The sequence below is a fragment of the Luteolibacter sp. Populi genome, from assembly GCF_040801775.1.
Classification (GTDB): domain Bacteria; phylum Verrucomicrobiota; class Verrucomicrobiia; order Verrucomicrobiales; family Akkermansiaceae; genus Haloferula.
This window is the reverse complement of the sequence record NZ_CP161812.1, coordinates 4,021,220-4,037,323: the sequence shown is the minus strand read 5'-3', so window position 1 is coordinate 4,037,323 and position 16,104 is coordinate 4,021,220. Positions and strand designations below refer to the sequence as shown.

Genomic DNA, 16,104 nt, shown 5'->3' with positions numbered 1-16,104 from the left:
GGAGCACACTAGCAACAAGCTTCATTCCCCGCAAGCTCACGGGAATAAACCCCGCTGCGCTTTTACATCCGCGACCATCTTCACCGCCAGCGATTGGGCGGCCATCCGATTGGAAAGCTTGTTCCGCTCCGCGAATACCAGCACCCGCGCAAAGGCGGTCTCCAGCATCGTCTCCAGCTTCGTGAGCACCTCCCGCTCCGTCCACTGGAAGCGCTGCAGGTTTTGCACCCACTCGAAGTAGGATACCGTCACGCCGCCCGCGTTGCAGAGGATATCGGGGATCAGGAAGATGTCGCCGCGCGCGTCGATCACCTTGTCCGCTTCCGGAGTGGTCGGGCCGTTGGCTCCTTCCGCCAGCACCTTGCATTTCAGATGCGGTGCGTTCTCAGCGGTGATGGTCATGTCCGTGGCCGCCGGCACCAGGATGTCACAGGGTTGGCACAGCAGCGCGGCAGGATCGATCGGGTCGGCCTCGGTGAAGCCCGTGATGCTACCGCGCAGGACGACATGATCGCGGAGCTTCCGGGTGTCGATTCCCGCCGGATTCCAAATCGCCCCGCTGACATCGGAAATCCCCGTGACCTTGAGCCCGGAATTCGCAAGCCCGTACGCGGCGTGCGAGCCCACGTTGCCGAAGCCCTGCACCACCGCGGTCGCCTCAGTTAACTTGATGCCCAGCTTGTTAAGCGCCCGGCAGGCCAGGAAAGCCACCCCGTGGCCCGTCGCCTGCGTCCGCCCCGCTGAACCCTGAAGAGAGAGCGGCTTGCCGGTTACAATGCCCGGAATCAGCCGGCCCGCGTGGGTGGAATAGGTGTCCACGATCCATGCCATCGTCTGTTCGTTGGTCCCCATATCCGGTGCCATGATGTCGATGTCGTCGCCGATGAAGGGGATCATCTCCATGGTGTAGCGCCGCGTCAGCCGCTCCAGCTCGCCCATGCTCATGGTACGGGGGTCGCAGGTGATCCCGCCCTTGCCACCGCCGTAGGGCAGGTCCATCAACGCGCACTTCCAGTTCATCCACATGGCCAGCGCCGCCACCTCGCCGAGATCGACCTTCGGGTGATAGCGCAGGCCGCCCTTCACCGGGCCGCGGGTCAGGTGGTGCTGCACCCGGTGGCCGAAATACACCTTCACCGAGCCATCGTCGTGGCGGATCGGCACGGTCACCGTGATTAGCCGTTTCGGCCACTTCGTCCGCTGCCGGAGCTCGTCGTTGAGTCCCAGGAAATCGGCTACCAGGTCGAATTGTGTGGCCGCCATGGCGAACACCGGGTTTCGGAGAAGCTCCTCGCGCATGGAACCTTTCTAACCGTGATCCGCGGCTTGCCAACGAATCGTTTCGGCCATTCCGGCCGCCGCGCTTGGGGCTTGGAACTTCCGCCGCGCGCCCTAGGGTCTCGCCCCGATGGAGCCGCTGCGCGTCGATGGCAAATTCTTCCGTTCGGGAGAATGCCGTATCGCCGTGCGCGCGGTGACCTACGGCCCTTTCCCCGGCGGCTGGCCGCAGGACTTTTCGCCCGATTTCACGCGCATCGCCGCGGCGGGTTTCAATGCCCTGCGGCTCTACGAAATGCCGGACCGGGCACTCCTCGATGCCGCCCTTGCCGGGGGCCTCAGGGTATTCGGTGGCCTGAGGTGGCCCCACGCTGTCGATTTCCTCAAGGACGACCGCATCCTCTCCGCCGCCCGTGTCGCCCTCGCCGAAGGCTTGCGGCCCTTGGAAGGCCACCCGGCGCTCGCCGGTGTCTTCGTCGCCAATGAGGTTCCCGCCGATCTCGTCCGCTGGATGGGCCCCGTGCCGGTGCGCGAGTCGATCGAATCGCTCATCGCCCTCGGCAAGGAACTCCGGCCGGATCTCCTCTGGTGCTACGGCAACTATCCGAGCACCGAGTACCTGGAGCCGGAGAATGCCGATTTTACCGCCTTCAACGTCTATCTGGAAGAGGAAGCGGCCTTCCGCAAGTACCTCCGCCGCCTCCACCACATCGCCGGGGACCGGCCCGTGTTCATTTCCGAGTTCGGCCTCGATTCCCGCCGCAATGGCACCGCCAAGCAAGCCGCCGCGCTTGCTTGGGGCGTCCACGCCGCCCGCGATGAAGCCGCCGCCGGCATGACTCTCTACGCCTGGAGCGACCGTTGGTGGAATGCCGGCCTGGAGGTTCTCGATTGGGACTTCGGCCTCATCGATCGCGCCGAGAGTGCCAAGCCTGCCCTCGCCGCGGTCACCACCAGCTTCTCCGAAGTCCCGCCCTCACCGCCACCCGCCGCCATCTCGGTGATTGTTTGCACCCGCAACGGAAGCCCCCGTATCGCCGCCTGCCTCCGCGCTCTGGAAAGGCAATCCCTGGCACCCCACGAGATCATCGTCGTCGACGACGGCTCCACCGATGGCACCGCCGATCTGGTGGAAAAGGAGTTTTCCGCCGTCCAACTCCTCCGCCTCGAGCCGTCCGGCCTGAGCGCCGCCCGCAATGCCGGAGCCGAGGCCGCCGCCGGAGAATTTCTCGCCTTCACCGATGACGATTGCGAGCCCGACCAAGACTGGGTCGCCGGTCTCGCGGTGAGCTTTGCCCGCGGCTGGGATGGTGTCGGCGGCCCGAACCTTCCGCCGCCGCCGCGCGATTCCATCCAAGCCGTCGTCGCCGCTGCCCCCGGTGCTCCCAGCCACGTCATGCTCGATGACGAGGAAGCCGAGCACCTCCCCGGCTGCAATATCGCGGTACGACGCACGGCGTACTTCGATATCGGCGGCTTCGATCCCGTCTTCACCACCGCCGGTGACGATGTCGATTTCTGCTGGCGTCTCCGCGACAAGGGCTATCGCCTCGGCTTCGCACCTTCAGCCTTCGTCTGGCACCACCCCCGTCCCTCGCTCCGCGGCTACCTCCGCCAGCAGATCGGCTACGGCAAGGCCGAGGCCCTCCTCATCGCCAAGCACCCGCAGCGCTTCACCGGCTCCGGCGATGCCAGGTGGGACGGCTTCGTCTACTCCGGCGGCCCGGTCCGCGCCGTGGAAGGCTCCATCATCTACTTCGGCTCCATGGGCCTTGCCGGCTATCAGGGCGTCGTGGACCGCATGCAGCCGCTCCGGCCGCTGGATTCACAATTCAGCCACGCCCTCTCCCGCGCGCAGCTCGCCATCGTCTCGTGGCTCCAGCCGCGGCTCCGCTCGTGGTACCGCTGCCATAGTTGGAAGGGAAACGGATCATCCGTTCACGAAGCGGAGCCGCGACAGCCCGACGCCGAAGTATTGATTTGGCCACAGCCCGGCATGACCCGGGACGACTTCCTCCTTCAACTCATCGCCGAAGGTTGGAAGGCGGGAGGTGCCAGCGAACGGTGGGATTTGGAAAAAGGCGGTTCGCGGATTCTTTTGGCCACCGAGCGGATCGATGGCACCGGCGGGACCATTCTGGTTCGCGCATGGGGGAAGCTTCCGCCAGCCTTCTCTACAGGGTCGGGGGCCCGCTGAACCTTCGGACTTCTACTGCTGCAAACTCCCGCTATCATCCCTCCATGCCACCGCTCTCGCCTCATCTGTTCTGGGACGTGGACCCGGCGAGCATCGAGCCTGATCGTCACGAGGCTTGGCTGGTGAGAAGGGTTCTTGAACGGGGGAAGTGGAGCGATTGGCAAGCTGTCGTCGCGTTCTATGGCATGCCCCGTCTCCGGGAAGTCGTCACCGGTCTGCGGACCTTGGATTCCCGTGCATTTGCTTTTTGCCGGGCTCTGTTCGATCTCCCTTCCACGTCATTCCGATGCTCCACTTCGACGCCGTTCCCGCCCAGGTCGCCGAGCTATTGATGCAGCTTGCGCCGCGTCCTTGCCTAGCCGGTTTCCGCCTCGCCGGAGGCACCTCGCTGGCTTTGCGTTTTAGCCATCGGCTTTCCGTCGATCTCGATTTCTTTACCACCGGAAGCTTCGATCCCGAAGAGTTGTATCTGGACTTGGCGCTTCCCGAGGCGGTCGTGGTGGCTCGAAGCGAGGGAACGCTCTCCCTGGATGCCGGTGGGACAAAACTCGATTTCCTCCGGCATGCCTATCCCTTGATTGAAGAGCCTGAGGAGACCGATGGCGTGCATCTTCTATCGGTACCGGACGTTGCCGCGATGAAGTTGAACGCGATTGCGAACCGGGGATCGAAGAAAGATTTTTTCGACCTTTGTGAACTCATGAAGCGTCATTCCCTCGAAGAGATGCTCGGCTTCTTCGAAAGCAAGTATCGGAACTCCGATAGGTTTATCGTCCTGCGTAGTCTTGCTTGGTTTGATGACGCTGAATCGGAGCCCGATCCGCTTTCCAAAAATGGGCTCACTTGGACCGAGGCGAAGGATCGGATCGCGAGGTCACTCCGTGAGTTGCGATAGGACCACATCAGCCCAGCGGTGCCAGCAAGGCCGCCAGCGTCACCTCGTCCGGTGCCGCCGCCCGTGCCGCATCGGACAATAGAGAATCCGCAAGCTGGCTCTTCTTCGCTTGGAGCTGGTGAATCCGCTCCTCCACCGTCCCTTGGCAGATCAGCTTATGTACGAAGACCGGCTGGGTCTGACCGATACGATAGGCACGGTCGGTCGCTTGGGCCTCCGCCGCCGGATTCCACCAGGGATCGTAGTGGATCACGGTGTCCGCCGCAGTGAGATTCAATCCTGTTCCCCCCGCCTTCAGCGAAATCAGGAAGACCGGGAATTTTCCGGTTTGAAAGCGCTCCACCAGCTCGCCGCGGTTCTTCGATTCCCCCGTCAGTTTCAAGTACGGCACCTTGCGTACCTGCAACAAACCTTCAATGATCTCCAGCATCGAGGTAAATTGCGAGAAGAGGAGGATGCGCCGCCCCTCCTCGATGAGGGTCTCCAGCAGCTCCACCAGATAGTCCAGCTTCGCCGATCCTGCAGCCTCCGCTTCCAGTTTCGATTCGCCCTCGAACTTCAGCAGCTTCGGCTCGCAACAGATCTGACGAAGCTTGAGGAGGGCCTCTAGGAAGACCATTCGCGAGCCCTCCAGCCCCTTGATCGCGATCGCCTGCCGCACCCGTTTGTCCATCGTCGCGCGGACGGTCTCGTAGAGATCCTTCTGCCCCGTATTCAGCTCCACCGGGTGGATGAGAATGGTCTTCGGTGGCAGCTCCTTCGCCACTTGATCCTTCGTCCGTCGCAGGATCAACGGAGCCACGCGCTCCTTCAGTGCCAACCTGCGGTCTTCATCGCCATCGCGCTCGATCGGCGTACGGAAGCGCCGGTTGAATTCCTCCTGCCCGCCCAGGAATCCCGGCATCAGGAAGCGCATCAAACTCCACAGCTCTCCCAAGTGATTCTCCACCGGCGTGCCCGAGAGGCACAGCCGGTGCCGCGCATCCAGTTGGCAGACCGCCTGCGCCATCTTGGATGCCGGGTTCTTCACATACTGTGCCTCGTCCAGCACAGCCATGTGGAAGCCATGCTCCTTCAGCTTGTCGATATCCCGCTGGACCAGCGCGTAGGATGTTAGAATCAGATCCGCATACGGGATCGAGCGGAAGTACTTCTTCCGATGCGGGCCATCGAGCATCAGGATCCGCAGCGATGGCGCGAAGCGCTGCGTCTCCGCCCGCCAGTTGGGCACCACGCTCGTCGGCGCGATCACCAGGGTCGGCTTGCCTTGCGAGCGACCACTTTCTTTCTCCGCCAGGATGTGTGTGATGGTTTGCAGCGTCTTCCCCAGGCCCATGTCATCCGCCAGGATGCCGTGCAATTCATGGCGGGCCAGGAACTGCATCCAGTGAAAGCCCTCCGCTTGGTACTCCCGCAGTTCCGCCTTGATCCCACCCGGTAGCGGCAGCTTCTCGATCCCCGCGAAATTCCCCAGTTTCTGGGCTAGCTCGGCAAGGCGCTCAGGAGCTTGAATCCCCAGTTCGCCCGCGGTCGCGATCGCCGCAGCATCCAGCGGGTGCAACTTCAGCTTCCCGCCCTTGAAGCGCCGCGGATCGATCAGCGCCGCGAATTGCTTCAGGATCTTCCGGATTCGCCCCGCCGGCAGGCGCAGTGCCCGCCCATCTTCCAGATGGTGCAGGAAATGCCCGTCCTCCGGAAACTCCAGTGTCGTTTCCAGCGCCCCGCGGTCTAATAACTGTGCCAGGATCGGCAGCAGGTCGAGCTGCTTGCCGCCGACCTCGAAGCCCACCGAAAGGTGAAACCACCCGCTCCCGTCGTCCTCCAGCGTGTAAACGAAGCCCTCCGGATCCAGGTCGATCACCTCGTGCCCGACCTCCGGATCGAAGACCACCGTCCATCCCGCGGCCTCCAGCACAGCGGCTCCGGTCGCCCGCAGCCATGGCCAGAATTCCGCCAGCGCGCCGTGCCCCGGATTCGGGAACCACAGGCCCGCCTCGTTCGGCGTCCCCTGCTTCCCCTTGCCCGCCAGGCCTAGCAAAAATCGGAACTGCGAATGCCCGCCCAGACTCGCCAGCCCCGCCTGCTGCAGCGTCAGTATCGCATTCATCTCCGCCGCGATGTCCCGCCGCACCACCAGCGGCCCCTGCTCCGTCTCGATCCGGTGTTCCCGCGGCCCGGGAATTCCCCCAAGTGAAATACGATGCTCACCGTAGATTGCCTGTGGCCTCGCCACCACCCAGTCCCCGCTGTCCGGGATCTTCAGCGCCTGAAGCAGCAGCCTCACTACCTTCGTCTCCGTCGGCTCCCGGATGATCCTGAGCAGGAAGCTCGGCTTCGTCTCCAGATAGGCCGTCTCTCCCGGCTCCGCTGCCGGCGTCGCCGATGTCATCGGAGCGACGGTCCTCGCGCTTCCGCCCTCGAGCAACCGCGACAGATTCTTGCCCTTGCCCGCCTCCTCCAGCATCGCCGCCGCATGTGCGCAAAAGCGACCCGTCTCGCACTCGCATTGGCTTTCGAAATCCCACCTTGCCCCGCCCGGCCACATCGTCACCTCACAGGCCGCTCCCGCCACATTCGCCCGCAGCACGAAATTCTCCGCATCCACCCACTCTCCGGCCAGCTCGCGCACCCTCGGCCGCAAGCGCCGCCCCGCCTCACGGCACTCTTCATCGAAGCGCTCCTCCCAGAGCGCATCGTCGAAAAACTCGTGAATGTCCGGCTGATCCTCCAAAGGGCCACCGAGGATGCCCCACCGGCAACGGGAGTCGAGACCAAGTAGCGCCGAATCCCGCTGGCCCTTTTCGGCATGGACTCGCCCGCGCCCGCCACGCAACTTTCCGCGCATGGGCGAGGCCAAACGAAAAAAGCAGCGCGATTGCCCCGCGCTCGGCGGCATCATCACACCGGAGGAATGCGGGAGAGGCAGGAATTCCTCGATCGCCTGTCCCGCCGATTGTCCGCACAATCCCTTCGCTCTCGTCAATTACGAGAGCTTCCTCGATCTCGAGGGCAAGGTCGCAATCCGCCTGTCGAGAATGCTCGGGGACGAGCTCCCTCTCGCCCGGCAACGGGAGATGCTGAAAGCACTCGAATCGGGGGACCTGTTCCTCTGCCATTCGATTCACTGCTGGCACGTTCATTGGGAAGGAGGCTGCGAACGATGGATGGCGGAGGGCCGCTTCGAGGACTGGAAGAACGACGAGCGGGTGATGCTGGACCACATGACCTCCATGCGCCCGGCCCTTGTCGAATTCCAACAGCAGCTCGATGAATGGAGCTGGCAGGCTGTGGACCTGTGGCGGCCGGGCGAGCCTCCCTTTGCGGCGATCGACCGGTCCAGTTCGGCGCGCGCCTGCCGCCAGGAGGTGGTGCTATGTTTTCTTCACAGTCATCCCGCGGGAATGCGTTTCTCGGGCACGGCGGTTTCTATCCCGGCAGTCGGCGATCTGATGCCGACCGAGCTCATGGAGCGCCTGCTTTGCCACCTCGGTGCTCCCGGCGAAGACCGCGAAAGGTGGATCCAAGAGCACATGGCCCTCCTTTGGGAGGCCATACAGGAACTTAAGCGCGCCCTTCGGGCGAGGCAGAGGTATGCCACGCATCGCGCGGTTCTGCATGCGACCTACCGCTTCCCGCAGCCTGCCTTGAAATCTCTCCTCGACCTTCTGGCGGTCCATCCCCGCGTCTACCTGCCGGCGGAGGAACGAGCGGATGGCATCATTGAAGCACCCCTGCTCGTGGAAGGAGAGGAGAAGTGTTGCGGCGATCACGGATCCATCGCGGGAATGATTCTGATTGCGGCAGAGCATCTCTCCTTCTCCAGCTTCACGGAAGAGCATTACGCCTCGGGCCTCGCCTTGATCGAATCGCTGGGAATACCGCTTGAACTTCACGACAAGGGAAAGGGAGATCTCCCGGAGCAATCCGCCAAGAGCCTCGAGTATGACCGCGATCTCATCCCTGGGGATCTCCTTGATCGCATCGAACCTTTCGATTTCCGGCAGGTCATCGACTATTCGGACGCCAAGGTCTCCCTCTTGCCGCCCGGTTGGCTACGCCCGGAGTTTCCGGATACTCCCCACCCTCTTCTGGATCGGACGACACCGCGGGAAGCGGTGGGGAATCCCGCCTTGCGCCAGCGGCTGATCGCCGTGATGAAGGGCCATCTCCGCCAGTGCGATACCCTCCGCCGCACGGAAGGAAAAGACCTGGACTTGAACCCCCTGCTTGAAGAACTCGGTTTGCACGAGATCGTCTTCGCGCCACCGCCTCTCGGATTGCATGATCGGGATTCGGACCAGGACCATGATGACGGCGAGGATCTTTCGCTCGACGCGCCGCCTCCGCAACCGCGCTTGAGTGGATCCGAACTCGAGCAGCGGATTGCCATGGTCCACAGCGACAAGGAGCTGTGGATGCGCCTCAGCGTGATCTTCGCGCCGATGCTCGATGAACTCATCGAAATCGAACCCGCGTTCAATAGCGACGAACAGGATCTCCTCTTTAGCGCGCTGGTCTTCGGAGTTGGAGTGATGCATCCCCATCCCTCGCCAAGCTTCGACCCCTATCTCGCACGAATGAGCGAATGGTATCTCGCGCGTTTGACGGAGGGCGATCCGGATGAATCTCTCGATGCTTTTCTACAGCGCCTTGCCGAGGAAACTCTCCAACCGGCCGTCGCGGTGGTGGCCTTGTCTGTCATCCTGACCGCCTTCAAGCAGCGCCGCGGAAAAATCCGGACCAAGCGTCGCGAGCAACTCTGTGTGGCGGTTTGCGCCGCGATCTGGGAGGCTGCCCACTGTCCCGTGGAACTCACGGATCCGGAGTAGCCCTAGCTCTTCAAACCATCACCCTAAAACCCATGGAAGACGACGATACCGAAGACCTCCCGCTCGAAGCCCCGCCTTCCCAGCCGCTCCTCAAAGGGGATGAACTCCAGAAGCGCCTCGACGCGGTGATCCAGGATACCGCCCTCTGGAATCGCCTCGAGATCCGTCTCGGTGACCTCCTTGAAGAATTGGCCGATCAAGACGACTCCCTGAACGACGACGAACTCCAGGCGATGTTCACCGTCACGATCATGAGCCTCGGGGCCATGCATCCCGTCGTCGGCAGTGACTTCGATCCCGATCCTTTCCGGATGGCCGCCTGGTACGAGCAGAAGATGTCCGAACGCAAACCGGGCGAGGAAATGGAAGACCGCGTCGAAGGTCTCTTCGTCGAGACCGCCCAAGAGCAGGTCGCTGCCACCGCCGCCGACATCCTGGAAAACATGAGCCGCGAAAAGGGTTCCCAGATCCGCCCCAAGCGCCTCGAACAACTCATCACCGCTGTCTGCGCCGCCATCTGGGAAACCGCCCACTGGCCGGTGAAGCTCGGGTGAGCGCACGAAAAAGCCCCGGGAGTTTCCTCCCGGGGCCTTTCGGATCATCTCTTCTCAATCGGAATCCGCGAAGCGCCACTGCTGGTCCACCGCGCCGGTGAATTGCCAGAGCTGCACCACGCTGCCGTTGCCGAACTGGTTGTCATTCCCGCTCACCTCCATGCAGCTTCCCGTCGCACAATCCGGCGTGAACCGCAGCCAGTTGCCATCGGTCCGGGTGTAGGCCCAGCGCTGGGCCGCATTCCCCGTGCCCAGCCAGTCCCACTGTTGGAGCTTGGTTCCGTTGGCGGTTCCCGAGGCATTCACATCCAGCGCTTTCGCCGTCGCGGATGTCGGTGCCAGCCGGATCCTTCCGGCAAAGCCGGCCACATCGCTCAGCGCGAACTTCTGGTTCGCCCCCGCGCTCCACTGATACAGATTCGTCGCCGCACCGTTGCCAGTGCCGCCGCCCGCGATGTCCAGGCACTGCGCCTGAGCATGGCGGGGTATGAGCCGGTACGTGCCCGCGCTCATCCCCACCAGCTCCGGATACCACTGCTGCCAAGTGGCCTCGAAGCCTCCCCATTGGTGCACGTCGTTCACACCGCCCGGATCCATGTCGATCACTTTTCCGTCGGTGCCCTTGTGCTCGAAGTAAACATAGCCGTCCGCGTTCTGCGCGATGTACCAGCGCTGCGCGTCACCGGTATTCCCGGTCCATTGCCAGATTTCCGGACCGTCGCCTAGGCCGTTGTTGTCCACGTCCATCCACTTGTCCGTGCCCTGGTGGTTGAAGCGGTAGCTGCCGTCGCTCTCGCGCCATGCCACCCAATTCTCCGCCGCCGTGCCGCTGGCATTCGCCACTGAGATCGGCACACCGTTCGTCGAGCTGTTGCCCGCGATGCCGAGATACTTCGCGTTGTTCCGGCTCTTGAAGCGGTACACCCCGCCGCTCACCAGCGGCCGGTAGTTTGCCGTATTCTTCGGACCGAAGGTGATCTGGATGTCCGCGTAGCGGTTGGGATTCGTGCCCCCCACCGCCACCGTCTTGATCGTCAGATCGGCGGCCGAGTCATACCAGGTTTGGTTCACCGTCAGCGGCGCGTTGTCCCGGTTGTCATCCCCCGGGTTGTTCATGTCCAGCAGGTGCGAATCGGAGAACTTGAACGAAGACACGGCATACACCGCCACCCCGTTGTTGAAGTTCCCCTGCGCCACCGGATCGCCATGGATCCCGAGCCAATAGTTGTACTCGTAGTCGCGCCCGATCTTGATCGCCACGGTGCGGTTCAGTGCCGTCGCCCCGTCGTGCTGGTACACCCGGTAGGTCCCGTTGCGGTTCACGGTCTGGACCGCGCTGTCCGGGATCCAGCTGCAGATGTTCTTATAGTAGGGGTTGAAGCTGTTGTACTGGTTCGCACCCCACGCATTCCCCATCGGATCCGCCGCATCGCCATACTCGCGGTGCTGCTTGGCCGCGGAGATCGGATTGCCGTCCGTCGCATACCACGAGTTGCCGTGCGGCAGCCGGAAGGTGTGGCCGTATTCGTGCAGCGTCACCTCCACGCCGAAGAACCCGTTCAGGAAGATGTAGCCTGCCCATGCCAGGCCCGCCGCACCCGTGTTGTAGCTCTCGTGCGCCACGATCAATTGCGCGTAGTTGGCGAGCACGTAGCCTTGCGCCACCGCCGCATTCTTCGCATCCGTAATCCACCGGTTGCAATCGTACGCCGTCCCCAGCGGATTCCCCACGTAGTAGGTCCGCGGCTGTGGCAGCGTCATCACCGGCGTCACGTCGGATTGCGAGATCCACGTGTTGTTGTAGGAGATCCGCCGCATCCGCGTGTCGAAGCCTCCCGAACCGTAGACCATGTTGTTGAAGTCCGTCGGACTGCCGTTCGCGGGGAAGCCGGTGTCGTTCGCCTGCACCCGCATGATCAGGATCTTCTTCCCGCCGAAGGTCATGCTGGTCGGCGGCTTGCCGAGATAGCCCGCCGAGCCGGAGACCGCGCTGTCGCCCAGCGCCTGTGGCTTCGGCATGCACAACGCGTGCAGTCCCAGATCCGCCAGCGTCTTGCCAGTCGGCTCGTTCGCCTTCTCCTTCGCCACCACGCCCGATTCCACGTTCGCCACGTGCTCCGGTTCGCAGGTTTCGAAGTAGCTGCGGCCGAGCTGGAACTGCGTCTTGTTCCCCGCTTGCACCACGCCCGAGCCCGCCGTCGCAACGGTCTTGCCCGAGACCGGACAACTCTCGTTGACCGTTTCGCCTTCGAGCCGCTCGCCCTCCTCAAGCACGCGCACCGGGCTGTCCAGCACCGCCATCTTGTTGTCGATCACGATCCCGTGCAGCGAGACATCGCGCATCCACGAAACGTTCTCGCGGTTCCCGTAACGGTAGGCCTCGTAGAAGTTCCCGTCGATCGCCGCCCGGTCGCTCGGCGCGATCGCCGCTCCACCCGGCACCGCCATCGCGTTCATCACCGAGACATCCCCGAAGTCGTCAACCCGCGTCTCTAACAACGATTGGATCGACCCCGGCAGTTGCTCGCGCAGCGCCAGCGGCACCGCATTGGCCAGGGCCCGCCGCGGATCGCCGCTGATCTGTGCTTCCAGCGCGGCACGCCGCGCCGTCGCCGCCTCCACACCCTCGGCCTCCAATGCCTCTCGCGCTCCCGCCGGGCTGGCGATGTAGCGCGTCGCCCATGCGGCAAAATCTTGCATCGCCGGCTCGGGATCCTTCATCCAACCGCTTGCTGTCAGTTCGCGCTCCGGAACCACCGACGGCACCGGCGGGCTATCCGCCGCCACGGCGGCGAGCGGGATCGCTTGCTTGCCGCGCTCCACCAGATCGGCCAGTCGCTGCAGCTCCAACGCTTGGTCCGGCAGGGCCGGTTTCTCCGCCCGGGCAGATGCCTTCGCAATGGCACCGGGCTCTTCGGCCTGTCGGTCGCCTCCGCGTGGCACGAGGAGGATGCCGGCCACGATCAGTGCCGCTGCCGCGGCTGCTTTAGTCCACTTTCTTCGGCGCTGCCGCGCGGTGGAGGAGTTCGGGTTGATTTGGGATTTCATAGGCGTTTTTTGGTACTGGACCGCGAAGCCATGAATCGCCCCCTGCCGGGTTTGGGTTGGGTTTTGGTTTCATCGAATGACAGGAGACATCTTCATCGCCTCAACTTTTCCGATTCTCACGGGCAGCGCTGGAATCAGAACTCGCCCCTATCAGGTCACGCCCTTGCCGGGCAAATGCTTTTTAAGTCTCTTCCGTTAGGAATCGATCCCTCTCCGTTCAACAAATTCCAACACCCTCCTTGGTGTCCGATTTTGGAATCAGAAACCCCACCTAACCCTCTCACCTCCAATCCATAACAATCTCTAACGAATTGTCAAAATCGTGTCCTACGACTAAACCTGCCACCGTCTCCGCCGCGCACTAAACCTGCGCTTTCATGGCATCGCTGAAGATAGTGCAAAAAAACAGCGGCTACTCCCCCAATCACATCCTTCCCAACGCGTCAGCGCCCCTCTTCCATCACACTCTGATTGATGATTGGAAGATTGGTGATTGATGATTTTCCCTCAGGCCCCTCCCGACGTCAGATGCGCGAACTTCTCATCCAGAAAGCGCAAAACCATCTCCTCCACCTTCTCGTCCTTCAGGCGCTCGATCACCTCCACGGAGAAGCCGCGTGCAATCAATTGCCGCGCCCGCGCCGGATCGATCCCGCGTGCCCGCAGGTAGAAGATCTCCTCCTCGCTGATCTGGCTCGAGGTGCTGCCGTGCGAGCACTTCACGTCGTCAGCGTTGATCTCCAGGCCCGGCATCGAATTCGCCTCCGCCTCGTCGCTCATGAAGAGATTCCGGCAGGTCTGGTAGGCATCCGTCCGGTGGGCGCCTTCGTCCACGAAGATCAAACCCGAGAAAATGGTACGAGCTTCATCGTACAAGGAATTCTTGTAGAGCAGGTCGCTGTAACCCCCCGGAGCCGCATGATGCTGGAAGGTCCGCTGGTCGTATTCCTGCTCGCGTGCCGGCACGCTCACCGAAAGCATGTCCGAGCGCGCGCCTTCGCCTTCCAGCCGGCTCAGCGATTCGTTGCGCGCCCAGGTCGCCCCGGTATTCAGGATGAATCCAACCGCGGTGGCATCCTTCTCCACGCTGGTCTCGTTCACTTGGATCACCTTCGTCTTCTCGTTGAAGGCCTGGATCGCGATGTAATCGAGCTTCGATCCCGGACCCGCATTCAGGTCGTTCACCGCGATCGCCAGTCCGGCGTCGGTCTCGTTGGTGGAGCGGAAGTAGTCCACCACCCGCACCTTCGCATTGGCACCCGTCACGATCAGCGTGTGCGGGAAGATCACGGCCTTGTCCCCGGCGAGCCAGTGGAACACCTCGATGCTGCCTTCCACCTCCACACCAGCCGGGACATAGACGAAGAGTCCGTTGCTCACGTTCGCCTCGTGCAGTGCCGTCCACTTCGCTGACCCCAGGCGCGTGTCGCTCTTCATGAAGTGCTCGCGCACCAGATCACCATGCGAAACCAGTGCCTTCTCCAGCGGCAGGCAGATCACTCCCTCGGGCAGCTTCGACTCCGCATGGAGCAGCGCATCATTGGCAAAAACGAACTTGGCCACCGGTGTCTCCAACGACACCGAATCCTCAACCAAGGAACTACCTGCCAGCGAACCGCCGGCCGAGTAACCCGTGAAATCCATCTGCTTGAAGGACGAGAAGCGCCACGCCTCGTCACCCCGCTTGGGAGTGGGCGTCTCAAGGAACCTCTGCCACGCCGCGCGCCGGCGCTCCGCAAACCACGCGGGCAAAGCGGCAGAAGTTTCAGGAGCGGATTCGAGCAAGGAAGCGGGATGGTCGAGCACGGCGGGCATCGAAAAAGTGAAAAAGTATGTTAGGTAATTGGTGCAATGATCAGCCCACGCTGCCTTCCATTTCGAGGTCGATCAGCCGCTTGAGCTCCACCGAGTATTCCATCGGAAACTCCCGCACCAGATCGTTGATGAATCCATTCACCGCCAGCGACATCGCCGCGGCCTCGCTCAGCCCGCGCTGCTGCATGTAAAAGAGCATATCCTCCGATACTTGCGAGACGCTCGCCTCGTGCTGCGTCGCGTGCTGGTTGCCCTTCACCGTGATCGCCGGATACGTGTCCGTCCGGCTCCGGGAGTTGATCAGCAGCGCATCGCACTCGGTGTTGTTCTTGCAGCCCTTGAGATGCTTCGGGATGTGGACCTGGCCGCGGTAGGTCGCGCGGCCTTTGCCCACGGAGATCGACTTCGAGACCACGTTGGACGTCGTGTTGTTCGCCGCGTGAATCATCTTCGCGCCGGTGTCCTGGTGCTGGCCGCTATTGGCCAGCGCGATCGAGATCACCTCGCCGCGGGCCCGCTCGCCCTTCATGATCACCCCGGGATACTTCATCGTCAGCCGGCTGCCGATGTTGCAGTCGATCCAGCGGACCTCCGCGTCTTCCATCGCCAGCCCGCGCTTGGTCACCAGGTTGAAAACATTGCTGCTCCAGTTCTGCACCGTCACGTACTGGATCTTCGCGCCTTTCAGCGCGACCAGTTCCACCACGGCCGAGTGCAGCGTCGCGGTCTCGAACTTCGGTGCCGTGCAGCCTTCCATGTACATGACCTCCGCCCCTTCGTCGGCGATGATCAGGGTCCGCTCGAATTGCCCGAAATTCTCCGAGTTGATCCGGAAGTAAGCCTGCAGCGGCTGCTTCAGCTTCACCCCCTTCGGAATGTAGATGAAGGACCCGCCCGAGAACACCGCGCTGTTCAGCGCAGAGAACTTGTTGTCCCCCGTCGGAATCACCTTGCCGAACCATGGCCGGAAGATCTCCTCGTGGTTCTTCAGGCCTTCGTTCGAGTTCACGAAGATCACGCCCTGCTTGGTCAGCTCCTCCTTCATGTTGGAGTAGGCCGCCTCGGAGTCATACTGGGCTTCCACCCCGGCCAGGAACGCGCGCTCCTGCTCCGGGATCCCCAGCCGCTCGAAGGTCCGCAGCACATCCGCGGGCACATCCTCCCACGACCGCTTCGGCTTTTCACCGTCCGAGAGATAGTAGCGGATGATGTCGAAATCAATGTTCTCCAGATCCTTCGTCGCCCAGTTGGTCGGCATCGGCTTCTCGCGGAAGACCTTCAGCGCCTTGTGGCGGAACTCGCGGATCCACTGCGGCTCCCCCTTGACCTCGCTGATGTAATCCACCGTGCGCTCCGTCAGGCCGCGCCCGGCATCGAACTTGTGCCGCTCGGGGAAGGAGAAGTCACCCTTGCTGCGGTCGATGTCGATCGCCTCTTGGGTCTCGGCGTCGATGGTACTGGATGCGTCGTAGGACATGGGAAATTTTT

Annotated in this window: 9 protein-coding genes; 4 read left to right on the top strand and 5 right to left on the bottom strand. The window is 62.8% G+C overall.

From position 1 onward, the window contains the following. Positions 1-36: 36 nt before the first annotated feature. Positions 37-1,263 carry a Glu/Leu/Phe/Val dehydrogenase gene (locus ABWK72_RS16490; protein WP_367870664.1) on the bottom strand — a complete coding sequence of 409 codons (1,227 nt, stop codon included), beginning with the start codon at positions 1,261-1,263 and terminating at the stop codon, positions 37-39. Between the two features lie 145 nt (positions 1,264-1,408). Here ABWK72_RS16490 and ABWK72_RS16485 point away from each other — a divergent pair, with 145 nt between their 5' ends. Together ABWK72_RS16485 and ABWK72_RS16480 are read left to right on the top strand one after the other, a co-directional pair. Then, positions 1,409-3,475 (top strand): glycosyltransferase, encoded by a 2,067-nt coding sequence (locus ABWK72_RS16485; RefSeq protein ID WP_367870663.1) that lies wholly within the window; start codon positions 1,409-1,411, stop codon positions 3,473-3,475. A 286-nt stretch (positions 3,476-3,761) separates the two neighbouring features. Continuing rightward, the gene (locus tag ABWK72_RS16480; RefSeq protein WP_367870662.1) at positions 3,762-4,370 is read left to right on the top strand and encodes a nucleotidyl transferase AbiEii/AbiGii toxin family protein; all 609 of its coding nucleotides are present in this window, start codon (positions 3,762-3,764) and stop codon (positions 4,368-4,370) included. Between the two features lie 7 nt (positions 4,371-4,377). On the opposite strand, the gene ABWK72_RS16475 is transcribed toward ABWK72_RS16480, so the two are convergent. Beyond that, positions 4,378-7,215, bottom strand: coding sequence for a DEAD/DEAH box helicase (locus ABWK72_RS16475; protein WP_367870661.1), 2,838 nt, complete (start codon positions 7,213-7,215; stop codon positions 4,378-4,380). Here ABWK72_RS16475 and ABWK72_RS16470 point away from each other — a divergent pair. After that, complete coding sequence (locus tag ABWK72_RS16470) at positions 7,214-9,199, top strand: hypothetical protein (RefSeq protein ID WP_367870660.1); 1,986 nt, start codon at positions 7,214-7,216, stop codon at positions 9,197-9,199. The genes ABWK72_RS16475 and ABWK72_RS16470 overlap by 2 nt on opposite strands. A 32-nt stretch (positions 9,200-9,231) precedes the next feature. Then, on the top strand, positions 9,232-9,753 hold the full coding sequence (locus tag ABWK72_RS16465) for a hypothetical protein (RefSeq protein ID WP_367870659.1): 522 nt from the start codon (positions 9,232-9,234) through the stop codon (positions 9,751-9,753). A 54-nt stretch (positions 9,754-9,807) separates the two neighbouring features. Here the strand turns inward: ABWK72_RS16465 and ABWK72_RS16460 are convergent, their stop codons facing one another. The 3 genes from ABWK72_RS16460 to sufB all read right to left on the bottom strand — a co-directional run bounded on the left by ABWK72_RS16460 (position 9,808) and on the right by sufB (position 16,093). Next, on the bottom strand, positions 9,808-12,801 hold the full coding sequence (locus ABWK72_RS16460) for an RICIN domain-containing protein (RefSeq protein ID WP_367870658.1): 2,994 nt from the start codon (positions 12,799-12,801) through the stop codon (positions 9,808-9,810). A gap of 507 nt (positions 12,802-13,308) precedes the next feature. Beyond that, positions 13,309-14,616 carry a Fe-S cluster assembly protein SufD gene (sufD, locus tag ABWK72_RS16455; protein ID WP_367870657.1) on the bottom strand — a complete coding sequence of 436 codons (1,308 nt, stop codon included), beginning with the start codon at positions 14,614-14,616 and terminating at the stop codon, positions 13,309-13,311. 40 nt (positions 14,617-14,656) lie between these two features. Next, a complete protein-coding gene (gene sufB / locus ABWK72_RS16450) occupies positions 14,657-16,093 on the bottom strand; it encodes a Fe-S cluster assembly protein SufB (RefSeq protein WP_367870656.1) in 1,437 nt (478 codons plus the stop codon). Positions 16,094-16,104 lie beyond the last annotated feature (11 nt).

Excerpts from the sequence above, each read along its gene's own strand:
- ABWK72_RS16490 (WP_367870664.1), bottom strand. The coding sequence starts at position 1,263 with ATGGCGGCCACACAATTCGACCTGGTAGCCGATTTCCTGGGACTCAAC.
- ABWK72_RS16485 (WP_367870663.1), top strand. The coding sequence starts at position 1,409 with ATGGAGCCGCTGCGCGTCGATGGCAAATTCTTCCGTTCGGGAGAATGC.
- ABWK72_RS16480 (WP_367870662.1), top strand. The coding sequence starts at position 3,762 with ATGCTCCACTTCGACGCCGTTCCCGCCCAGGTCGCCGAGCTATTGATG.
- ABWK72_RS16470 (WP_367870660.1), top strand. The coding sequence starts at position 7,214 with ATGGGCGAGGCCAAACGAAAAAAGCAGCGCGATTGCCCCGCGCTCGGC.
- ABWK72_RS16475 (WP_367870661.1), bottom strand. The coding sequence starts at position 7,215 with ATGCGCGGAAAGTTGCGTGGCGGGCGCGGGCGAGTCCATGCCGAAAAG.
- ABWK72_RS16465 (WP_367870659.1), top strand. The coding sequence starts at position 9,232 with ATGGAAGACGACGATACCGAAGACCTCCCGCTCGAAGCCCCGCCTTCC.
- ABWK72_RS16460 (WP_367870658.1), bottom strand. The coding sequence starts at position 12,801 with ATGAAATCCCAAATCAACCCGAACTCCTCCACCGCGCGGCAGCGCCGA.
- sufD (WP_367870657.1), bottom strand. The coding sequence starts at position 14,616 with ATGCCCGCCGTGCTCGACCATCCCGCTTCCTTGCTCGAATCCGCTCCT.
- sufB (WP_367870656.1), bottom strand. The coding sequence starts at position 16,093 with ATGTCCTACGACGCATCCAGTACCATCGACGCCGAGACCCAAGAGGCG.